This is a genomic window from Vibrio sp. La 4.2.2, from assembly GCF_027586995.1.
GTDB classification, from domain to species: domain Bacteria; phylum Pseudomonadota; class Gammaproteobacteria; order Enterobacterales; family Vibrionaceae; genus Vibrio; species Vibrio mediterranei.
The window spans coordinates 26,172-44,336 of record NZ_JAPPTJ010000012.1; the positions used below are offsets into that span (position 1 = coordinate 26,172).

Consider the following 18,165-nt stretch of genomic DNA (forward strand, 5'->3'; position numbering starts at 1 on the left):
AGGTCGACTCACATTCGTTAGTCGACCTTATTATTGAAGCTATGTTATTGAAGCTTAGGGCGTAATCGCTACAGCATATCCACCGCTTTGGTTAGTGCGGTAAGAAATCTCTCTACATCTTCTTTTGTGTTGTAAATAGCAAAAGATGCTCGAACTGTTCCCTTCACACCAAGCGCATCCATTAATGGGTGAGCACAGTGATGACCAGCTCTTAATGCAATGTTCTGTTGATCTAACAGTGTGGCGATATCTTGATGATGAACGCCATCCATCACAAAAGTGATGACGCTTGCACCAGGTTGGTAACCGATGATGCGAATATCCTCCAAGGCGCTCAAACCTTGAAAAGCTTGGTGTTGTAGGTCACTGATGTGACTCTCCAGTAGTTGGCGGTCATAGCTTGATAGCCAGTCTATGGCACAAGCTAGTGCTAAGGCTCCTGCCACGTTCGGAGTCCCAGCTTCAAACTTTCCGGGTAGTTGACTAAATGTGGTGCCTTCAAAAGACACTTTTTCCACCATCTTGCCACCACCATGCCAAGGCGGCATAGCTTCCAGTAGGGCTAGCTTGCCATACAGCACCCCAATACCAGCTGGTGCATACAGTTTATGTCCTGAAAAGACGTAGAAATCAGCATCCAACGCTTGTACATCCGTTTGCTGATGAACAATACCTTGCGCACCGTCGACGATGATAATGGCATCGGTGTTAGCTCGGGTTAGCGTTACAATCTTATCCAACGGTAGAGCAGTTCCGGTAACATTGGTGACTTGCGTAGTGGCGACAATTTTCGTTCTCGGGCTGAGTAGCGCCTCAAACGCATTAAGATCAAAGTGACATTCTGGTGTTATTGGAATCTTAATAACCTTCGCGCCAGTTTGCTCAGCAACGATTTGCCATGGGACAATATTTGCATGATGTTCCATCTCAGAAACCAGAATCTCGTCTCCTGGTTGTAGGGTGCTTCGAGCGTAAGTCTGTGCGATAAGATTGAGTGCTTCGGTTGCCCCTCGTGTCCAGATGATTTCTTTACTGGAAGCCGCATTAATAAAGCGTGCCACGGTTTCTCTCGCTGCTTCAAAGCGCTCGGTTGCAACCGCGGTGAGTGAATGGGAACCGCGATGGACGTTGGCGTTTTGGTTACCATAATACTGAGTGATACAGTCGATTACAGCTTGCGGTTTTTGTGTCGTTGCGGCACTGTCCAGATAAACCAAATCGCCATCAATAGCTGGGAACTGGGCCCGAATGTTGAGTAACTCACTCATCGTATTTACCCATTTTATGGTAGTGAAGAGTCGGGTTAGTGATCATTGGCTCAGCCACTTGCCAGGCTTTTTCTTTACCACACAAGGCGATGATAATTTCAATCGCAAATTCGAGGGCGGTCCCAGGGCCTTGGCTCGTGATAAGGTTGTGGTTGATATCAATTGTTACTCGTTTGCTGCGCCAGCGGTTTTCTGGGATATGTGATTGAAAACTTGGGTGGCCTGTCATCAGCGCATTTGGGTAAAGCTGATGATGTTGCAGCACCAATGCAGGAGCTGCGCAGATAGCACCAACCAGTTTACCGTCGTATTGGTGTTGGCGAACCATTTCGACTAATAATGTGCTGTCTCGAAATGTTTCGGCGCCGCCTACACCGCCTGGTAAGGCGATAACATCGAACTCTTCATCGGCGACATCGACCAGCCTGCAATCCGCAGTCAGGGTGACACCACGTGACGCTTTCATCGTCAGCGCGCCATCAAATGCCGCGCTAGCGACGGTCACGTTGAAACCTGCACGCACCATAATGTCGATGATGGTAATCGCTTCCATCTCTTCGGTGCCTGGCGCTATGGGAACAAGGATTTTCTTAGTCATGTTGATTCCAACTTGATTCGATCTGTTTAATTTGATGATACAGGGCTAGGTTGGTGGGAACAGCAATACCGTATCGCTTTGAAATAGAGACCACATAGCCGGTAATATAATCAATTTCGCTTTGTCTTTTATTATAAATGTCTTGATGCATGGATGAGTAGTTTTGCGCAGTGGCATGGATGACTTTGTAGACGGTATCCAACATCTCTTCTGCTTTAAGAGTCACTCCCACTTTGTTTGCACACTCAGTTGCTTCGCGCACTACCATGGCGATCTGTTGCTGATAATCTTTATGAGCCAGTCCACCATTTTGACAGTTGTTGATAGCTGTTAATGGGTTTATGGCGCAGTTAATAACAAGTTTGCTCCATAGTGCCGTTTGAATTTCAGAATTCCAAGCTACAGGTTTGAAAGCATGGTCGAGAACGTCGGCGATAAAGGAACAACGTGAGCCTTTGTCATTCCAGGCCCCAATAAAGGTCTGGCCTAAGCCGGTATGGCGTACTTGTAAGCTGGATAGTTTAAGCGCGCCGTGAGTAGAAGTACCAAGTAACACAGGGTGGTGATTAATGGCGATTTCTAAGTGCTCAACGGTGCCCATACCATTGTGAAGAAAGAGCAAGATGGTATCGCTACTTAAATGTTTAAGTAATGGCATTAAAGCCAATTCCACTTGCCATGCTTTCAATGTAACGATAACAAGATCACTCGCTTTAAGTGAGGTGATATCGCAATTGGGTAAGTGGATAGCACTACCACCATCTAGCTCGATGGCTACGGTATCTTGAGGTGATCGGCCCCAAACCGAAACTCGATGCCCTGCCTGATGAAGCTTATAAGCGTATAAAGAGCCAATAGCGCCGGGGCCCAAAATAGTAATATTCACAATAGCTATGTAATCGTGGAAAGAGAGGATAGAAGAATAGCAAATTTAGCTGTGGTTTTCGAAAGCTATGTTGGCGATTTGGTAATACAAAAAATGGCGCCGCAGCGCCATTTTATCTAACTTCGAAGAATTAGAAGTTGTATTGCAGACGGTAGATGATTGCATCACCGTAGTGCTGTTCGTAGTCTGTTGAACCCCAAACACCAAGTTTGTTTTGGAAGTAACGATACTGAATTGCTGCTGTTAGGTGCTCTGTTGCGTGCCAGTTAAACAATAATGCACCGTTAAGGCCTGTCTTACCGCCTTGAGCTTTAGCGTATTCATCGTTGCGGTCAAATTCGATTTCGTTCCAGTTAACGAACGAGAAGTTTTGACCGAATGCTTCGAAACCATAGCGTGCAGTCCAACCTGCCATGTAGCCGTTGCGACCGTTGATGTTTTGGCTCATGCCATCAGATTCTTTATTAAAAGAGTCCCAAGAAGTGATGTCATGAACACCAATCCATGGTTTGAAGAACCAGTTATCACCTTGTAGAGCCGTATAACCAAGACCCAGAACGCGGTTGGTTTCACTTTGAGCTGGGTTATCGTGGTGGTAAACCTGACCGTAAAGCGATACGCCAGTATCACCTAGGTAAACATGCGCAGTACCTTTGAATGAGTTCTTTTGCTCTGATGCACTTTTCTCAACACTTTCGCGATCGTAGAAGCCGTAGATTTCGCCCCAAGTGAAGCCAGCGCCACCTTCAATACCTAGTACAAATTGGTTACGTTGGTCACCCACTGCACCGTTATCGATTTTGTTAGGACCGTGATCCCAGCTCTGATGATCAAGATAAACGCCACCAAAACCGTATAGATATTCTGCTGAAGCTGGTACAGAAGCTACCGCTGCAACAACGCCAAGAGCTAAAAGTGATTTACGCATAGTGTTAACTACTCTTTAAGTTGTACTGAAATTAGCCGCGAATCCATGCGAACTCATCCGATGGGTGGGCATGATAGCGATTTATATCTCAAAGTAAATGTGCAACATCGCAAACGTTTACTAAAGTTTGTGAGGGGTATCACAAATACTGGCGGTGAGTGGGAACTTTTATAAATAGCCTACAATTTAATCAATATTGTCGATCTGTGTGATAACAAAATCTCGATAGTTGTTAACATATGTTGGTTCTGATCGTATTTAGCGAGTTAGCGTACAAAGGGTATATAAAACTAAAAGGAACTATGATGACGCAGATAAAGTTGTTTCCATTGCGCTCCGTGGTGCTACCCGAGGGAAAAATGAGGCTCAGAATCTTTGAACCTCGTTATAAGCGCATGGTAACGGAGTGTCTTAAAAACGAAACAGGGTTTGGCGTCTGTTTGATCAGTGCATCTGCAGGAGCTATCCCTAGTAACGTTTCATCTATAGGCACCTACGTCAGCATTGTAGATTTCGAGAGCCTTGAAGATGGAATGCTTGGCGTTACCGTTTCTGGGATACGCAAGTTTCAGATTCACCATGTTGAATCTGAAGAAGACGGTTTGCGTCAAGCTCAGGTCAGTTGGATAGAAAGTTGGCCTCCAACCGATTTAAGTGATGAAGACCAATTTCTTGGTGAGAGGCTCCAACACGTCTACGAAAAGTTTCCTCAAATTGGCGATCTGTACCTTCACCGCTTTTTTGATGATGCGACATGGGTAAGTCAGAGGTGGCTGGAAGTATTACCACTCGAATGTCATCATTTTGAACATCTTGTAACACAGCAGGATTGCTCAGCTACTTTGTCATTTTTGGGAGAAGCGTTTCGCAGCGACGACGTTGATAATGCAACTCGACACTAAATATTTGTGCAATCGTAGTGATCATTGTTGTAAATTTGTCGTAAGTATTTAGGTAGAAAGACGGATCATCTGGAACTCTAGGGATACATGGCATGACATTAGACAGTCCCCAAGCCCTTAGTAAGCAAGAATGGGCAGAATGTATGGAACGGGTCAAGCAAAGGGACAAAAGTGCCTTCGCTAACCTGTTTAACTATTTCACTCCTAGGTTGAAGCAATTCACCTTTAAGCACATGGGTAATGAGCAAGTGGCCATTGAAATGGTCCAAGAAACCATGGCGACAGTATGGCAAAAAGCTCACTTATTTGACGGCTCGAAAAGTTCGTTATCGACTTGGATTTATACTATTGCTCGTAACTTATGCTTCGACATGCTCCGCAAGCAAAAAGGTAAAGAGCTTCACGTCCACGCCGATGATATTTGGCCTACAGATTATTGTCCACCTGACTTTGTAGAACACTATTCTCCGGAAACTGATCGTTTAAAAGAGCAAATAATTAAGTTTTTGGATGAGTTGCCAAAGGCTCAGAGGGAAGTAGTGCAAGCAGTCTATTTGGAAGAGTTACCGCACCAACAAGTCGCTGAGATGTTCAATATTCCGCTGGGAACCGTTAAATCGAGGTTGAGGTTAGCAGTGGAGAAACTTCGACATTCAATGGAGGCAAATTGATATGAGTCACCACCCTAATTCAGAATTATTAAAGCTATATGCGACGGGTGAGATAGATTCTGCGCACGGTGCAGCAATCGCCTCACACATTGAGTCTTGCTCAGAATGTCGCGCTAAAGTGATGAGATTTGAAGCTGAAGCTGGCGAAGCGATGATGTCCTTAAGTTTGAAGGATGAAAAATCTTCAAAAGATCTGGAGCTGGTTTTTTCTAATATGCTCGACGATATTATGACCCTTGATGCTGACTACTCGAAGCCCAAGGTGAGAAAACCCGGCAAGGTGCAAGTAGATGGCAAAGAATTTACTGTACCGGCAACGATAGCTCCTCTCGTAGAGAGGATGAGTGAATGGCGTAGCTACGGCGGCAAGGTGTTTACGTCAACAATCGATGTGGACGAGGAATGTAGAGTAAGCCTCCTTTACATAAACCAAGGCGTTCAGGTGCCTCAGCACACCCATAAAGGGTTCGAATCGACACTTGTGTTACACGGTAGTTTTAAAGACGAAAACGGCGAATATCATGTCGGAGATTTCATTCGTGAAGACGGTGAAACCAAGCATGCGCCTCAGACCGTTGAAGGACAAGATTGTTTGTGTCTATCGATCCTAACCGAGCCAATGATTTTCACCCAGGGCGTAGCAAGAGTATTTAATATGTTTGGTAAGGGAATGTATCCTTAGGCCTCAAGGTCCGACAAAGACGCAGAGAAAAGAGCCTCAAATTAATCCTGAGGCTCTTTTTATTTCAACGATGTATCTATTCAACGATCTTATCGTCTTTAATTTCTTCTTGGTCTCTTTTACGTGCTTTATCCAAGAGATCGGCAAAATAGTGCCTTAATGAATAAAGCATAATAAGACTTGGAATGACCATTAACGACGTAATGACAAAGAAGAGAGCCCAGTCATTTAGCGCATCAACCAGTTCCCCACTAAATGAAGCCAGGGTAGTTCTACCGAAGTTACCCAAAGAAGCCAACAAGGCGTATTGTGTAGCAGAGAAAGCCTGACCTGTCAGTACAGTAAGAAACGAAACGAAAGCGACAGTGGAGAAGGCGGTGGTAAAGTTGTCCACTAGAATGGTTGCTAAGAACAGGTGCTCACTCGGACCAACCTTCGCGATCCATGCAAACATCAAGTTACTGGCACTCATCGCGATACCACCAATCATCAACCCTTTTACAATACCAAAACGCACATTGAACATGCTGCCTAATAGTGTAAATAAGATGGTTGCGCCCCAGCCAATGAGTTTGGAATAGTAGCCGATTTGCTCGTTACTAAAACCGATCTCTTTGTAGAACGGAATTGACATTCTACCTAAGAAGGCCTCGCCGATTTTAAACAAGAAAACAAACAACAGTAGGGTAATCGCGACTTGAACACCATTACGGCGGAAGAAGTCGAGAAAAGGCTCAATAACAGTAACTGATAGCCAGCTAATTACTGGGTTGCCAACCACTTTCTCATGGCGCTTCTCGGCTTCAGCTTGCAGTTTATCCCGTGCGGTTTTTGGTTCTCCTACGAGAAGGGTAAATAGCATCAAAATAGCAACGATTCCGGCCATGCCATAGTAGACGCCATTCCATCCCATTGAGTCAGCATTGATAAACGCGAGGTAGCCAGGTAACGAGTAGCCTGTCCACCAACCAATCACAGCCATAGCTGATGCTTGTGGTAGCTTGTTCGACTCAGATTTTGGGAAGGTGTCGATACGAAATGCATCGATAGCAATATCTTGCGTTGCCGATGAAAGAGCGATACACAAAGCGAGCATTGACGTAAACATCAAGTCATTGGCGGGGTTAACACCTGCAATGAATAAGGTAGCAACCAGAATGAAGCTCTGACACAAGAATATCCAACTACGACGTTGACCGAGGGCTGAGTGCAAGACAGGTAATTTTACCCTATCGACTAATGGGGCCCACAAAAAGTTGATTGCATAGACAGCAAAAACAGAACCAAAATATCCGATGGCAGCACGAGTTAAACCTGCATCTTTAAGCCATCCGGACATATTCGAGCCAATTAGAACCCATGGAAAGCCACTTGAGCACCCCAACATAAAGACCCAAAGCAGTCGTTTGTCCCAATAGCTTTTGACCGTGTCTAACCACGTCATTTTATGTTCCACAAGTACGCTCCTTGCTAGGGGGTGAGCTGATAGGAAAATGAGAGAGGAAATCCTCTCTCATTTTTGCGTATTATTCAGTAATACGTTGTATTTTTGTAATGACGATAGGCTCTAAAGGAACATCTCGCATTCCACGAACACTGCGTGTGGGTTTCTGTGCCATTTTCTGGACGACGTCAAAGCCTTCAATAACTTGGCCAAATACTGCGTAACCTGGATTCGTCACGCTGTAATTCAAGAAGTCATTATCAACGAAGTTAATGAAGAACTGACGTGTTGCTGAGTTTGGATCTTGAGTTCTGGCCATTGCAATGGTTGCTGCGTCATTATCCAGTCCGTTTGAGGCTTCATTTTTGATTGGGGCGTTAACAGGTAAGCGGTTAAACTTGCTGTCAAAACCACCACCTTGTGCCATAAATCCCGGAATTACGCGGTGAAATTGACTGTTTACGTAACTGCCATCTTCAACATAGGTTAAGAAGTTTTCTACCGTAATAGGTGCCTTCTCTTGGTTTAGTTCTAGGATGAATGAACCCAAATTTGTTTCGACTTCTACTTTTGGTCCCGCAAAAACGCTCGTAGCGATCAGTGCTAGGGAAGCGACAAGTGTTTTAATCATTAGAAACGTTCCTTCATGTAATCTTGTAGCTCAGTATCGTTAGAAATTTCTTTTAAAACAAGGTTTACGGTGTCGTTAAGTACGGTTTCGATCTCTTCGTTAGAAGCACTCATTAACCCAGAGCGCTTTGCGGTACCAGTGTAGGTTTTCACCAATTTACCCTGCTCATTCTCTGCTGTTAGCTCGAGAATGACCGTTGCGTTCATATCATTCTCCATCACAGTGTGCTTGACTGAGACTAATGCTTCTTGGATCTCAACTTTTAGTGTGTTTTTGCTGTTTACGGTAACCTGATAACCCTCTGAAGAGAATTGGTTGACTAGGGCGTTCTCGATACCAATGCGAACATTCTGTCTAGCATGCACTGGGGTGATGTTCGCTCGACCATTATCCAGTAAAGCTACGTATTGCGCAGTACGGACATCTTGGCTAGAGATGGACATCGCCTTACCTTCAACGATCTTGGCAGCGCTGGTTGCCGCGGTAGGCGCAAAATTAATCTGTTCTTTTTGAGGACTTGCACATGCAGCAAGTAAAACGACTGAAGCAGCCAGAACGAGCTTTCTCATTGATTATTCCTTTTCACACTCTTCAAAATGACGAGTAAAGTTATGAAGTCCGCTTGGGCTTCATGATGAATATTATCCGATTATTGTTAAGCTATATGACTATTAGCAGCAACAATGACTCAAACTTTACTTAGTTGCCTGTAAAATAACAAATTTGGCGTTAGATGCGACAAGTTTTACATTGTGTTTGCCAAAGAGTCGCGCTAGTTTTTTATCGTAGCCTAGATGACGATTGCCGATAACCATTAACTCCCCTGTATCTCGAAGAACTTGCTTAGCATCACAGAACATTTGCCACGCAATGTGATCGGTCACCGCTTGTTGTTGATGGAAAGGTGGGTTGCAAACTACCAAATCTTGACTATTTGCCTGGAAACCGTCTAAACAATTATTAGCCACAAACTCACAACCATCGAGAGCGAGGTTGTTTAAAGTTAGGTTGTGATGAGCTGACTTCACGGCCATAAAGCTTTCGTCGATAGCTGTGATATTTGCTTGAGGATTGAGTTGCTTTAGCTTCAGTGTCAATACGCCATTACCGCACCCCAAATCCACGATATCTTGATATTTGGTGTTGCTCTTAAGATGTTCTAGGATAAACCGCGCACCCAAATCAAGACTTTCCCCGGAGTATACATTTGGTAAGTTAGAAAGTACCAATTTATGCTCTGATACTGGCCAAGTTGTATAAGGGTCAATACTCTCTTGATGCACGCTATTCAGATCTGAAAACACCAAACGATGCTTTTTCCAAGCGAGTGAAGTTGTGGTGTGTCCCGCATATTTTTCAAAAATCTTGAGAGTAGAACTATGGATCTCTTTTGCTTTGTTCACGGCAATGAGCGAGCAGTTATCTCTGTACTTTAAGGCAATTTGGTTGAGTTGCCATGTCAAGTAACGATTGTTACGGGGAATCTGCATCAACACGATATCTACCTGTTGCGGCCATTCATCGGTTGAGGCTCGAAGATCGATGGGTTTGCAATGGTTAAGCGCTAAATTATGCTTAATGCCCTGATGAGAGATAAAAGAATCACTGATTGTAGTCACCTTATGCTGTTCTGAAAACCAGCAACTTAAGGCACCAAAACTGTCGTTAAGAATCAGAATGTTAGAGCCAGTAGGCAGTTTTAGCTCTTCAAAATTTTGAATCAAGTATTCGTCTCCAGCATCCCAAGCTTGAAGTTGTTCATTGTTGAGTTTAGGGAAACGAAATAGTGAATATGAGCGCTCAAATAGGTTTAATTCAGTCTTCATAATGCTGTGATTTGGTGACAATGGTTGTATTTTGACAAAATCTCGGAACTTTCGCCAAGGCGAATATGATTTAAGGGAAGATTCTTGATTAAGTAAAGTATATACTTTACCGTCTAAATAAAAATAAATAGTTACAGCCCAAGGAAGTAAGATGATTCAACAAACCATCGAGCAAAAGCTCCATCAGACTTTCAACCCCACATTCTTAGACGTTCGCAACGAAAGCAATATGCATAATGTCCCTCCAGGGTCAGAGAGTCATTTTAAAGTAATTGTTGTCAGCGATTGCTTTAATGGTGAGCGTCTTATTGCAAGGCACCGAAAAATAAACACGGTCTTAGCAGATGAGTTGGCAGGCCCTGTTCATGCCTTAGCAATCCATACTTATACACCAGAAGAGTGGACAAAAGAGAATCAACTAGCCCCAAACAGTCCTAATTGCGCAGGCGGCGGTAAATAGCTCTATACTCTTTCTAGTTTTGGTGCAGGTCATAGCGCTTCAGTAACAATCACACACGTCAACGATAAACCTTAGTTATTTTTGCGTAAGTGTTTGATGGATTTACTACCACTTTGGTGGTAAATCATTAACAGCGTGTCAACATATAATGTTATGTGTTTTTGTTAGTGAGGAATGTTTCAGGATATGAATGGGGCAATTGCTTATTTTCAAAAGGGTTAATAAGACTTTGTGCGATTGGTCAAAGTTATACATATTCGCAACCCTAGAGATAGCAAAAGTTTCGAAATAATGACCCCTTTGCAGGGATTCATCATGGCATCCCCTTTGCAAATGATGCTAAACTACCGCACCAGAAAAATCTCGCAGTGATTCTATGACGAGATTGTTAAAGTGATGTTGCTGCCTTGGTGCTAATAAAACCAAGGTTAGACACTCAATGTCGTGTCTATATGTTACGCAATTTTAAAGAATCTTTTTCCCGATAAAAGTAGTGCAAGTGCGTATGATTACAATAAAGAAGGGCTTGGATCTTCCTATCGCAGGAACTCCATCCCAGGTGATTAATGATGGTAAGTCCATCACTAAAGTCGCCTTGCTTGGCGAAGAGTACGTGGGTATGCGTCCAACAATGCATGCTCGCGTGGGTGATGAAGTGAAAAAAGGTCAGGTTCTTTTTGAAGATAAAAAGAACCCTGGTGTTAAGTTCACTTCTCCAGCAAGCGGTAAGGTTATTGAAGTTAACCGTGGCGCGAAACGTGTCCTACAATCTGTTGTGATTGAAGTGGCAGGTGACGAGCAAGTTACTTTCGATAGCTACACAGCTGACCAACTAGCAGGTCTTGATCGCGAAGTGATCAAAACTCAACTAGTTGAATCAGGTATGTGGACTGCGTTGCGTACTCGTCCGTTTAGCAAGGTACCGGCGATCGATTCAACGACTCAAGCGATTTTCGTAACTGCAATGGATACTAATCCACTTGCGGCTGAGCCTGAATTGGTTATCAATGAGCAAAAAGAAGCGTTCGTTGCAGGTCTTGATATTCTGTCTAAATTGACAGAAGGCAAAGTTTACGTCTGCAAAAAAGGAACGAGTCTACCTCGCTCAAATCAATCCAATGTCGAAGAGCATGTTTTCAATGGTCCACACCCAGCTGGTCTTGTTGGCACTCACATGCATTTCCTATATCCAGTCAGCGTGAATAACGTTGCTTGGAGCATTAATTATCAAGATGTGATTGCATTCGGTAAGCTCTTCACCACTGGCGAAATCTATACAGATCGTGTGATTTCACTTGCTGGTCCAGTAGTTAATAACCCTCGTTTAGTTAGAACTCAACTAGGTGCAAGCCTAGATGATGTCACTAACAACGAGCTGATGCCTGGTGAAGTACGAATCATTTCTGGTTCAGTACTGTCTGGTACTCAAGCTTCTGGTCCACACGCTTATCTAGGTCGTTACCATCAACAAGTGTCTGTATTGCGCGAAGGTCGTGATAAAGAACTGTTTGGTTGGGCGACACCAGGTAAGAACAAGTTCTCAATTACTCGTTCGTTCCTAGGTCACCTATTCAAAGGTCAGTTGTTCAACATGACAACTACGACTAACGGTAGTGATCGTGCAATGGTTCCAATCGGCAACTACGAGAAAGTAATGCCTCTAGATATGGAGCCAACGTTATTACTTCGTGATCTATGTGCAGGTGATCAGGACAGCGCTCAGCGTCTTGGTGCTCTTGAACTAGATGAAGAAGATTTGGCGCTATGCACCTTTGTTTGTCCAGGTAAGTACGAATATGGTCAACTCCTACGTGAGTGCCTAGACAATATTGAGAAGGAAGGGTAATCCATGCTTAAGAAATTCATCGAGGATATCGAGCATCATTTCGAACCAGGCGGCAAACATGAAAAGTGGTTTGCACTGTACGAAGCAGCGGCAACGCTATTCTACACGCCAGGTCTGGTCACGAAGCGCAGCTCGCATGTCCGTGATAGCGTTGACCTAAAACGCATCATGATCATGGTTTGGTTCGCAGTATTCCCAGCAATGTTCTGGGGTATGTACAACGCGGGTAACCAAGCAATTATGGCACTTAACCATCTTTACGCTGGCGCTGAGCTTGCGAGCGTTATCGATGGCAACTGGCACTACTGGCTAACCCAAGGCCTTGGCGGAACGCTAGGGACTGATGCGGGTTGGGGCAGCAAGATGCTACTTGGTGCAACTTACTTCCTACCAATCTACGCGACAGTATTCATTGTCGGTGGTTTCTGGGAAGTCTTGTTCTGTATGGTGCGCAAGCACGAAGTTAACGAAGGTTTCTTTGTAACTTCTATTCTGTTCGCACTGATTGTTCCACCAACTCTTCCTCTTTGGCAAGCTGCTTTAGGTATTACCTTCGGTGTTGTTGTTGCAAAAGAGATCTTTGGTGGTACAGGTCGTAACTTCCTTAACCCAGCTCTAGCTGGCCGTGCTTTCCTATTCTTTGCGTACCCAGCACAAATTTCGGGTGACGTGGTATGGGTTGCAGCAGATGGCTTCTCTGGCGCGACGGCTCTAAGCCAATGGGCACAAGGCGGCGAAGGCGCACTTATCAACAACATTACTGGCCAAACGATCACTTGGATGGACGCGTTTATTGGTAACATCCCTGGCTCAATTGGTGAAGTATCGACACTTGCACTTATGATCGGTGCAGCGATGATTGTTTACATGGGCATTGCTTCATGGCGCATTATCGCAGGTGTTATGGTTGGTATGGTTGCTGTGGCGACGCTATTCAACGTTGTTGGCTCAGATACTAATGCAATGTTTGCAATGCCTTGGCATTGGCACCTAGTGCTAGGTGGTTTTGCATTCGGTATGTTCTTTATGGCAACGGATCCAGTATCGGCTTCGTTCACTAATAAAGGTAAGTGGGCTTACGGTATTTTGATTGGCGCTATGTGTGTCATGATCCGTGTTGTGAACCCTGCATACCCAGAAGGTATGATGCTAGCAATTCTATTTGCTAACTTGTTCGCACCGCTATTCGACCACTTTGTGATCGAGAAGAACGTTAAACGGAGAGAAGCACGCTATGGCAAGTAATAACGATAGCATTAAAAAGACGCTGTTTGTTGTTATCGCGTTGAGCTTAGTGTGCTCAATCGTTGTATCGCTTGCAGCAGTTGGTCTGCGTGACAAGCAAAGAGCGAACGCGTTACTAGACAAACAGTCAAAAATTATCGAAGTCGCTGGCATTAAAGAGAATGGCACAGTCGCTGAACTTTATAGTCAGTACATCGAACCTCGTCTTGTGAACTTTGATACTGGTGAGTTTGTTGATACAGCTCCAGATGGTAGCGATGCAAACAACTACGATCAGCGTAAAGCGGCAAAAGACCCTTCGGAGTCAATTCGCCTAACAGCTGAACAAGACCAAGCAAAAATCATTCGTCGTGCTAACGTAGGTACTGTTTATCTAGTTAAGCAAAATGGCAAAGTGAGCAGCGTTATCCTACCAGTACATGGTACGGGTTTATGGTCTATGATGTACGCGTTCGTGGCAGTTCAGACAGATGGTAATACTGTGAACGGTATTACATATTACGAGCAAGGTGAAACTCCAGGATTGGGTGGTGAGATTGAGAACCCGTCTTGGCGTGCACAGTTTGTTGGTAAGAAACTGTTTGATGAAAACTTCAAGCCAGCGATCGAAATCGTAAAAGGTGGCGCACCTGAAGGCTCTGAACACGGTGTTGACGGTCTATCTGGCGCAACACTGACAGGTAACGGCGTTCAAGGTACGTTTGACTTCTGGTTGGGTGATATGGGCTTTGGTCCATTCCTAGCAAAAGTTCGTGACGGAGGTCTGAACTAATGTCTAGTGCTAAAGATGTGAAAAAGAGCCTGATGGCACCGGTGTTGGATAACAACCCGATTGCACTTCAAGTTCTAGGTGTGTGTTCTGCTCTAGCAGTAACCACTAAGTTAGAGACAGCATTTGTAATGACTTTAGCAGTAATTTTCGTTACTGCACTGTCTAACTTCTTTGTATCTCTGATTCGAAACCATATTCCAAATAGCGTACGTATCATCGTTCAGATGGCGATCATCGCATCATTGGTAATCGTGGTAGACCAAATTTTGAAAGCGTATCTTTACGATATATCTAAACAGCTTTCAGTTTTCGTTGGCCTTATCATTACCAACTGTATTGTAATGGGTCGTGCGGAAGCATTCGCTATGAAGTCTGAGCCAATCCCATCATTAATCGACGGTATTGGTAACGGTCTTGGCTATGGCTTCGTTCTAATCACTGTTGGCTTCTTCCGTGAACTATTTGGTTCAGGCAAGCTGTTCGGTATGGAAGTTCTACCGCTGGTAAGCAACGGTGGTTGGTATCAACCTAACGGTATGATGCTTCTAGCGCCTTCAGCGTTCTTCCTTATCGGCTTCCTGATCTGGGTAATTCGTATTATTAAGCCAGAACAAGTAGAAGCGAAGGAGTAACGGCGTCATGGAACATTATATTAGCTTATTAGTTAAGTCGATTTTCATCGAAAACTTGGCGCTTTCTTTCTTCTTGGGTATGTGTACATTCCTAGCGGTTTCAAAGAAAGTTAAAACTTCTTTCGGTCTTGGTGTCGCAGTAATCGTTGTACTTACAGTCGCAGTACCTGTAAACAACCTACTGTATAACCTAGTTCTAAAAGAAAATGCGCTAGTTGCAGGTGTCGACCTTAGCTTTTTGAACTTTATTACCTTTATCGGTGTAATCGCAGCACTAGTACAAATCCTGGAGATGGTACTAGACCGCTTCTTCCCACCTTTGTATAACGCACTAGGTATCTTCCTACCGCTAATCACGGTGAACTGTGCAATCTTTGGTGGCGTATCATTTATGGTACAGCGTGATTACAACTTTGCTGAATCAGTCGTTTACGGCTTTGGTTCTGGTGTGGGTTGGATGCTAGCTATCGTTGCGCTAGCGGGTATCCGTGAGAAGATGAAGTACTCTGATGTACCTCCTGGTCTTCGTGGTCTTGGTATCACGTTCATCACAGTAGGTCTGATGGCACTAGGCTTCATGTCTTTCTCTGGTGTTCAACTGTAAGGTATAAGGAATAGTCAATGGACATTATTCTTGGTGTAGTGATGTTTACGCTGATTGTTCTAGCCCTAGTTTTAGTGATTTTGTTCGCTAAATCTAAGCTAGTACCAACAGGCGACATCACGATCTCTGTAAACGGCGATCCTGAGAAGGCAATCGTAACTCAACCAGGCGGTAAGCTTCTGGGTGCTCTAGCTGGTGCTGGCGTATTCGTGTCTTCTGCTTGTGGTGGTGGTGGCTCTTGTGGTCAGTGCCGCGTGAAAGTGAAAACTGGTGGTGGCGACATTCTGCCTACTGAGCTTGACCATATTACTAAAGGTGAAGCACGTGAAGGTGAGCGTCTAGCATGTCAGGTTAACATGAAGACGGACATGGACATCGAGCTTCCAGAAGAAATCTTCGGTGTTAAGAAGTGGGAATGTAGTGTTATTTCAAACGATAACAAAGCAACCTTCATCAAAGAGCTTAAGCTTCAGATTCCAGATGGCGAATCAGTACCTTTCCGTGCTGGTGGTTATATCCAGATCGAAGCACCTGCTCACCATGTTAAGTACTCTGACTTCGACGTACCTGAAGAGTATCGTGAAGACTGGGACAAGTTTAACTTGTTCCGCTATGAGTCAGTGGTTAATGAAGAATGCATCCGTGCATACTCAATGGCTAACTACCCAGAAGAAGAAGGCATTATTATGCTAAACGTGCGTATCGCTACGCCGCCGCCTAATAATCCTGATGTACCACCGGGTATCATGTCATCGTTCATCTGGTCACTTAAAGAAGGTGACAAGTGTACGATTTCAGGTCCGTTCGGTGAGTTCTTCGCGAAAGAAACAGACAACGAAATGGTATTCATCGGTGGCGGTGCTGGTATGGCTCCAATGCGCTCGCACATCTTTGACCAACTTAAGCGTCTGAAGTCTAAGCGTAAGATGTCTTTCTGGTATGGTGCTCGTTCTGTACGTGAAATGTTCTATGTAGAAGATTTCGACGGCCTACAGGCTGAGAACGATAACTTCCAGTGGCACGTTGCTCTATCTGACCCAATGCCAGAAGATAACTGGGATGGTTACACAGGCTTCATCCACAACGTAATCTATGAGAACTACCTCAAAGATCACGAAGCACCAGAAGATTGTGAATACTACATGTGTGGTCCACCAATGATGAATGCGGCTGTTATCGGCATGCTGAAAGATCTTGGTGTAGAAGATGAAAACATTCTTCTAGATGACTTCGGTGGTTAATCTTCGTTGAAGCATCGACATGGCTGGCTCATGTGAGTCAGCCATTTGTATTTTCAGGGACAACACATTTCCTGTTTCTAAGTTTCTGAAACTATTCACGTTTGTCTAGAAATTTATTTTTTGGGCAAACGTAAATACTTTTGAAAGTAGGTGAGTAAAGGTATGTTTCATCTAGCTAAACATCTTAAGCTAATTTTGGTTGTATTGTTTGCGACTGTAATTTTGTCGGGTTGCGGTAATCAGCGTGAGCAGGTTCATTTGAGTGGACCAACAATGGGCACAATCTACAATGTTAAGTACATTGTGACTGATACGTCCCCTAAACCGGAAGTCATTCAAGCTGAAATCAATCGATTACTTGAAGAAGTAAACGATCAGATGTCGACGTATCGTCAAGACTCTGAACTGAGTCGCTTCAATCGTTACTATGGTACGGAACCATTCCCTGTTTCACGACAAACCGCTATCGTAGTTAACGAAGCTATTCGTTTGAATGAACTGACACAAGGCGCACTTGATGTGACAGTAGGTCCGTTGGTTAACTTGTGGGGTTTTGGACCAGAAGCTCGTCCAGAAGTAGTCCCGAGTGATGAAGAACTGGCGTCTCGTAAGGCGCAAACTGGCATCAAGCATTTGTCTGCAACCGATACAACGTTAAGAAAAGACCTTCGTAGTCTGTATGTAGATCTATCTACTATTGCAAAAGGTTGGGGCGTTGATGTTTTAGCTAACTACCTTGAAAGTATCGGTATTCAAGATTACATGGTTGAAGTGGGTGGTGAAATGCGTCTGAAAGGGATTAATCGTGACAGCGTGAAATGGCGTATTGCGATTGAAAAGCCAACCGTAGACGAGCGCAATGTACAAGAAATTATTGAACCTGGAGATATGGCGATTGCCACGTCAGGTGACTATCGTAACTACTTTGAGAAGGATGGTGTGCGCTATTCTCACATCATTGATCCTTCGACAGGTAAGCCGATTCATAATAAAGTGGTGTCGGTGACGATTTTGGATAAGTCATCCATGACAGCGGATGGACTTGCGACAGGACTGATGGTTTTGGGTGAAGAGAAAGCACTAGAGATCGCTGATCAAAACAATATCCCAGCCTTTATCATAGTTAAAACAGAAGACGGTTTTGAAGAGTTTGCATCAGAAGCGTTTAAACCTTATCTGAACAAGTAATAGGTCAATCACATGAATACATTTTTAATTACGTTTGGTGTTTTCTTAGCGGTTATTGCTGCCATGTCGATTGGCTATATTATCCAGAAGAAAGTGGTAAAAGGTAGCTGCGGTGGACTAGGTGCCGTAGGTATTGACAAAGTTTGTAACTGCCCAGAACCATGTGACGCACGTAAGAAGCGTGAAGCACGTGAGCAAGCGCGTGCTGAGAAGCTAGCAGCGTGGGAAAAGGACCGTATTGCGTAAGCGTTCAATCTGGTTTGCTGCGGTTTTGATAATTGCGTCAACCTTAATACTTTATGAAAGACCAGAGTAGTGCTCTGGTCTTTTTGTTTTGATTA

At 44.2% G+C, this 18,165-nt stretch carries 20 protein-coding genes; 12 read left to right on the forward strand and 8 right to left on the reverse strand.

Annotation, left to right across the window (positions count from 1 at the left end; all coding sequences use genetic code 11):
- Positions 1-68 precede the first annotated feature (68 nt).
- The 4 genes from csdA to OH456_RS21625 all read right to left on the reverse strand — a co-directional run bounded on the left by csdA (position 69) and on the right by OH456_RS21625 (position 3,680).
- The gene (gene csdA / locus OH456_RS21610; RefSeq protein WP_270034238.1) at positions 69-1,268 is read right to left on the reverse strand and encodes a cysteine desulfurase CsdA; all 1,200 of its coding nucleotides are present in this window, start codon (positions 1,266-1,268) and stop codon (positions 69-71) included.
- Positions 1,261-1,866 carry a DJ-1 family glyoxalase III gene (locus tag OH456_RS21615; RefSeq protein WP_006071112.1) on the reverse strand — a complete coding sequence of 202 codons (606 nt, stop codon included), beginning with the start codon at positions 1,864-1,866 and terminating at the stop codon, positions 1,261-1,263. The genes csdA and OH456_RS21615 overlap by 8 nt, the downstream gene beginning before the upstream one ends.
- Positions 1,859-2,752 carry a 2-dehydropantoate 2-reductase gene (gene panE, locus OH456_RS21620; protein ID WP_270034239.1) on the reverse strand — a complete coding sequence of 298 codons (894 nt, stop codon included), beginning with the start codon at positions 2,750-2,752 and terminating at the stop codon, positions 1,859-1,861. Before panE ends, OH456_RS21615 begins: the two co-directional genes overlap by 8 nt.
- 130 nt (positions 2,753-2,882) lie before the next feature.
- Positions 2,883-3,680: an outer membrane protein OmpK gene (locus OH456_RS21625; RefSeq protein ID WP_270034240.1), complete on the reverse strand. Its 798-nt coding sequence runs from the start codon at positions 3,678-3,680 to the stop codon at positions 2,883-2,885.
- Between the two features lie 305 nt (positions 3,681-3,985).
- On the opposite strand from OH456_RS21625, the gene OH456_RS21630 reads away from it, so the two are divergent.
- The 3 genes from OH456_RS21630 (at position 3,986) to OH456_RS21640 (ending at position 5,935) form a co-directional block, all read left to right on the forward strand.
- Entirely contained in the window at positions 3,986-4,582 is a 597-nt protein-coding gene (locus OH456_RS21630) for an LON peptidase substrate-binding domain-containing protein (RefSeq protein ID WP_124941184.1), read from the forward strand.
- A 92-nt stretch (positions 4,583-4,674) separates the two neighbouring features.
- A complete protein-coding gene (locus OH456_RS21635) occupies positions 4,675-5,253 on the forward strand; it encodes an RNA polymerase sigma factor (RefSeq protein ID WP_006075194.1) in 579 nt (192 codons plus the stop codon).
- A gap of 1 nt (position 5,254) precedes the next feature.
- On the forward strand, positions 5,255-5,935 hold the full coding sequence (locus OH456_RS21640) for a ChrR family anti-sigma-E factor (RefSeq protein WP_270034241.1): 681 nt from the start codon (positions 5,255-5,257) through the stop codon (positions 5,933-5,935).
- A 76-nt stretch (positions 5,936-6,011) separates the two neighbouring features.
- Here OH456_RS21640 and OH456_RS21645 read toward each other — a convergent pair whose 3' ends face one another.
- The 4 genes from OH456_RS21645 to OH456_RS21660 all read right to left on the reverse strand — a co-directional run bounded on the left by OH456_RS21645 (position 6,012) and on the right by OH456_RS21660 (position 9,836).
- Positions 6,012-7,379 (reverse strand): AmpG family muropeptide MFS transporter, encoded by a 1,368-nt coding sequence (locus OH456_RS21645; RefSeq protein ID WP_270034274.1) that lies wholly within the window; start codon positions 7,377-7,379, stop codon positions 6,012-6,014.
- An 82-nt stretch (positions 7,380-7,461) separates the two neighbouring features.
- A complete protein-coding gene (locus tag OH456_RS21650) occupies positions 7,462-8,010 on the reverse strand; it encodes a peptidylprolyl isomerase (protein WP_252038293.1) in 549 nt (182 codons plus the stop codon).
- Positions 8,010-8,579: a YajG family lipoprotein gene (locus OH456_RS21655; protein ID WP_006075190.1), complete on the reverse strand. Its 570-nt coding sequence runs from the start codon at positions 8,577-8,579 to the stop codon at positions 8,010-8,012. Before OH456_RS21655 ends, OH456_RS21650 begins: the two co-directional genes overlap by 1 nt.
- A gap of 126 nt (positions 8,580-8,705) precedes the next feature.
- On the reverse strand, positions 8,706-9,836 hold the full coding sequence (locus tag OH456_RS21660; protein ID WP_006075189.1) for a methyltransferase: 1,131 nt from the start codon (positions 9,834-9,836) through the stop codon (positions 8,706-8,708).
- A gap of 151 nt (positions 9,837-9,987) precedes the next feature.
- Between OH456_RS21660 and bolA the strand changes: the two genes are divergently transcribed.
- The 9 genes from bolA to nqrM all read left to right on the forward strand — a co-directional run bounded on the left by bolA (position 9,988) and on the right by nqrM (position 18,070).
- Positions 9,988-10,296 (forward strand): transcriptional regulator BolA, encoded by a 309-nt coding sequence (gene bolA, locus OH456_RS21665; RefSeq protein WP_006075188.1) that lies wholly within the window; start codon positions 9,988-9,990, stop codon positions 10,294-10,296.
- 505 nt (positions 10,297-10,801) lie between these two features.
- On the forward strand, positions 10,802-12,142 hold the full coding sequence (locus OH456_RS21670; RefSeq protein ID WP_006075187.1) for a Na(+)-translocating NADH-quinone reductase subunit A: 1,341 nt from the start codon (positions 10,802-10,804) through the stop codon (positions 12,140-12,142).
- Positions 12,143-12,145: 3 nt separating this feature from the next.
- A complete protein-coding gene (locus OH456_RS21675) occupies positions 12,146-13,387 on the forward strand; it encodes an NADH:ubiquinone reductase (Na(+)-transporting) subunit B (protein WP_240206927.1) in 1,242 nt (413 codons plus the stop codon).
- Positions 13,377-14,159, forward strand: coding sequence for a Na(+)-translocating NADH-quinone reductase subunit C (locus tag OH456_RS21680; protein ID WP_063604111.1), 783 nt, complete (start codon positions 13,377-13,379; stop codon positions 14,157-14,159). The genes OH456_RS21675 and OH456_RS21680 overlap by 11 nt, the downstream gene beginning before the upstream one ends.
- Positions 14,159-14,791 carry an NADH:ubiquinone reductase (Na(+)-transporting) subunit D gene (locus OH456_RS21685; protein ID WP_006075183.1) on the forward strand — a complete coding sequence of 211 codons (633 nt, stop codon included), beginning with the start codon at positions 14,159-14,161 and terminating at the stop codon, positions 14,789-14,791. Before OH456_RS21680 ends, OH456_RS21685 begins: the two co-directional genes overlap by 1 nt.
- Before the next feature lie 7 nt (positions 14,792-14,798).
- Positions 14,799-15,395, forward strand: coding sequence for an NADH:ubiquinone reductase (Na(+)-transporting) subunit E (nqrE, locus tag OH456_RS21690; RefSeq protein WP_006075182.1), 597 nt, complete (start codon positions 14,799-14,801; stop codon positions 15,393-15,395).
- Positions 15,396-15,412: 17 nt separating this feature from the next.
- The gene (gene nqrF, locus OH456_RS21695; RefSeq protein WP_006075181.1) at positions 15,413-16,636 is read left to right on the forward strand and encodes an NADH:ubiquinone reductase (Na(+)-transporting) subunit F; all 1,224 of its coding nucleotides are present in this window, start codon (positions 15,413-15,415) and stop codon (positions 16,634-16,636) included.
- Positions 16,637-16,798: 162 nt separating this feature from the next.
- A complete protein-coding gene (locus OH456_RS21700; protein WP_006075180.1) occupies positions 16,799-17,824 on the forward strand; it encodes an FAD:protein FMN transferase in 1,026 nt (341 codons plus the stop codon).
- A gap of 12 nt (positions 17,825-17,836) precedes the next feature.
- Positions 17,837-18,070, forward strand: a complete 234-nt coding sequence (nqrM, locus tag OH456_RS21705) for a (Na+)-NQR maturation NqrM (protein ID WP_006075179.1) — start codon at positions 17,837-17,839, stop codon at positions 18,068-18,070.
- Positions 18,071-18,165: the final 95 nt, after the last annotated feature.

Bases quoted from the DNA above. Each gene is read 5' to 3' on its own strand.
- csdA (WP_270034238.1), bottom strand. From the start codon at position 1,268: ATGAGTGAGTTACTCAACATTCGGGCCCAGTTCCCAGCTATTGATGGC.
- OH456_RS21615 (WP_006071112.1), bottom strand. From the start codon at position 1,866: ATGACTAAGAAAATCCTTGTTCCCATAGCGCCAGGCACCGAAGAGATG.
- OH456_RS21625 (WP_270034240.1), bottom strand. From the start codon at position 3,680: ATGCGTAAATCACTTTTAGCTCTTGGCGTTGTTGCAGCGGTAGCTTCT.
- OH456_RS21630 (WP_124941184.1), top strand. From the start codon at position 3,986: ATGACGCAGATAAAGTTGTTTCCATTGCGCTCCGTGGTGCTACCCGAG.
- OH456_RS21635 (WP_006075194.1), top strand. From the start codon at position 4,675: ATGACATTAGACAGTCCCCAAGCCCTTAGTAAGCAAGAATGGGCAGAA.
- OH456_RS21640 (WP_270034241.1), top strand. From the start codon at position 5,255: ATGAGTCACCACCCTAATTCAGAATTATTAAAGCTATATGCGACGGGT.
- OH456_RS21645 (WP_270034274.1), bottom strand. From the start codon at position 7,379: ATGACGTGGTTAGACACGGTCAAAAGCTATTGGGACAAACGACTGCTT.
- OH456_RS21650 (WP_252038293.1), bottom strand. From the start codon at position 8,010: ATGATTAAAACACTTGTCGCTTCCCTAGCACTGATCGCTACGAGCGTT.
- OH456_RS21655 (WP_006075190.1), bottom strand. From the start codon at position 8,579: ATGAGAAAGCTCGTTCTGGCTGCTTCAGTCGTTTTACTTGCTGCATGT.
- OH456_RS21660 (WP_006075189.1), bottom strand. From the start codon at position 9,836: ATGAAGACTGAATTAAACCTATTTGAGCGCTCATATTCACTATTTCGT.
- bolA (WP_006075188.1), top strand. From the start codon at position 9,988: ATGATTCAACAAACCATCGAGCAAAAGCTCCATCAGACTTTCAACCCC.
- OH456_RS21670 (WP_006075187.1), top strand. From the start codon at position 10,802: ATGATTACAATAAAGAAGGGCTTGGATCTTCCTATCGCAGGAACTCCA.
- OH456_RS21675 (WP_240206927.1), top strand. From the start codon at position 12,146: ATGCTTAAGAAATTCATCGAGGATATCGAGCATCATTTCGAACCAGGC.
- OH456_RS21680 (WP_063604111.1), top strand. From the start codon at position 13,377: ATGGCAAGTAATAACGATAGCATTAAAAAGACGCTGTTTGTTGTTATC.
- OH456_RS21685 (WP_006075183.1), top strand. From the start codon at position 14,159: ATGTCTAGTGCTAAAGATGTGAAAAAGAGCCTGATGGCACCGGTGTTG.
- nqrE (WP_006075182.1), top strand. From the start codon at position 14,799: ATGGAACATTATATTAGCTTATTAGTTAAGTCGATTTTCATCGAAAAC.
- nqrF (WP_006075181.1), top strand. From the start codon at position 15,413: ATGGACATTATTCTTGGTGTAGTGATGTTTACGCTGATTGTTCTAGCC.
- OH456_RS21700 (WP_006075180.1), top strand. From the start codon at position 16,799: ATGTTTCATCTAGCTAAACATCTTAAGCTAATTTTGGTTGTATTGTTT.
- nqrM (WP_006075179.1), top strand. From the start codon at position 17,837: ATGAATACATTTTTAATTACGTTTGGTGTTTTCTTAGCGGTTATTGCT.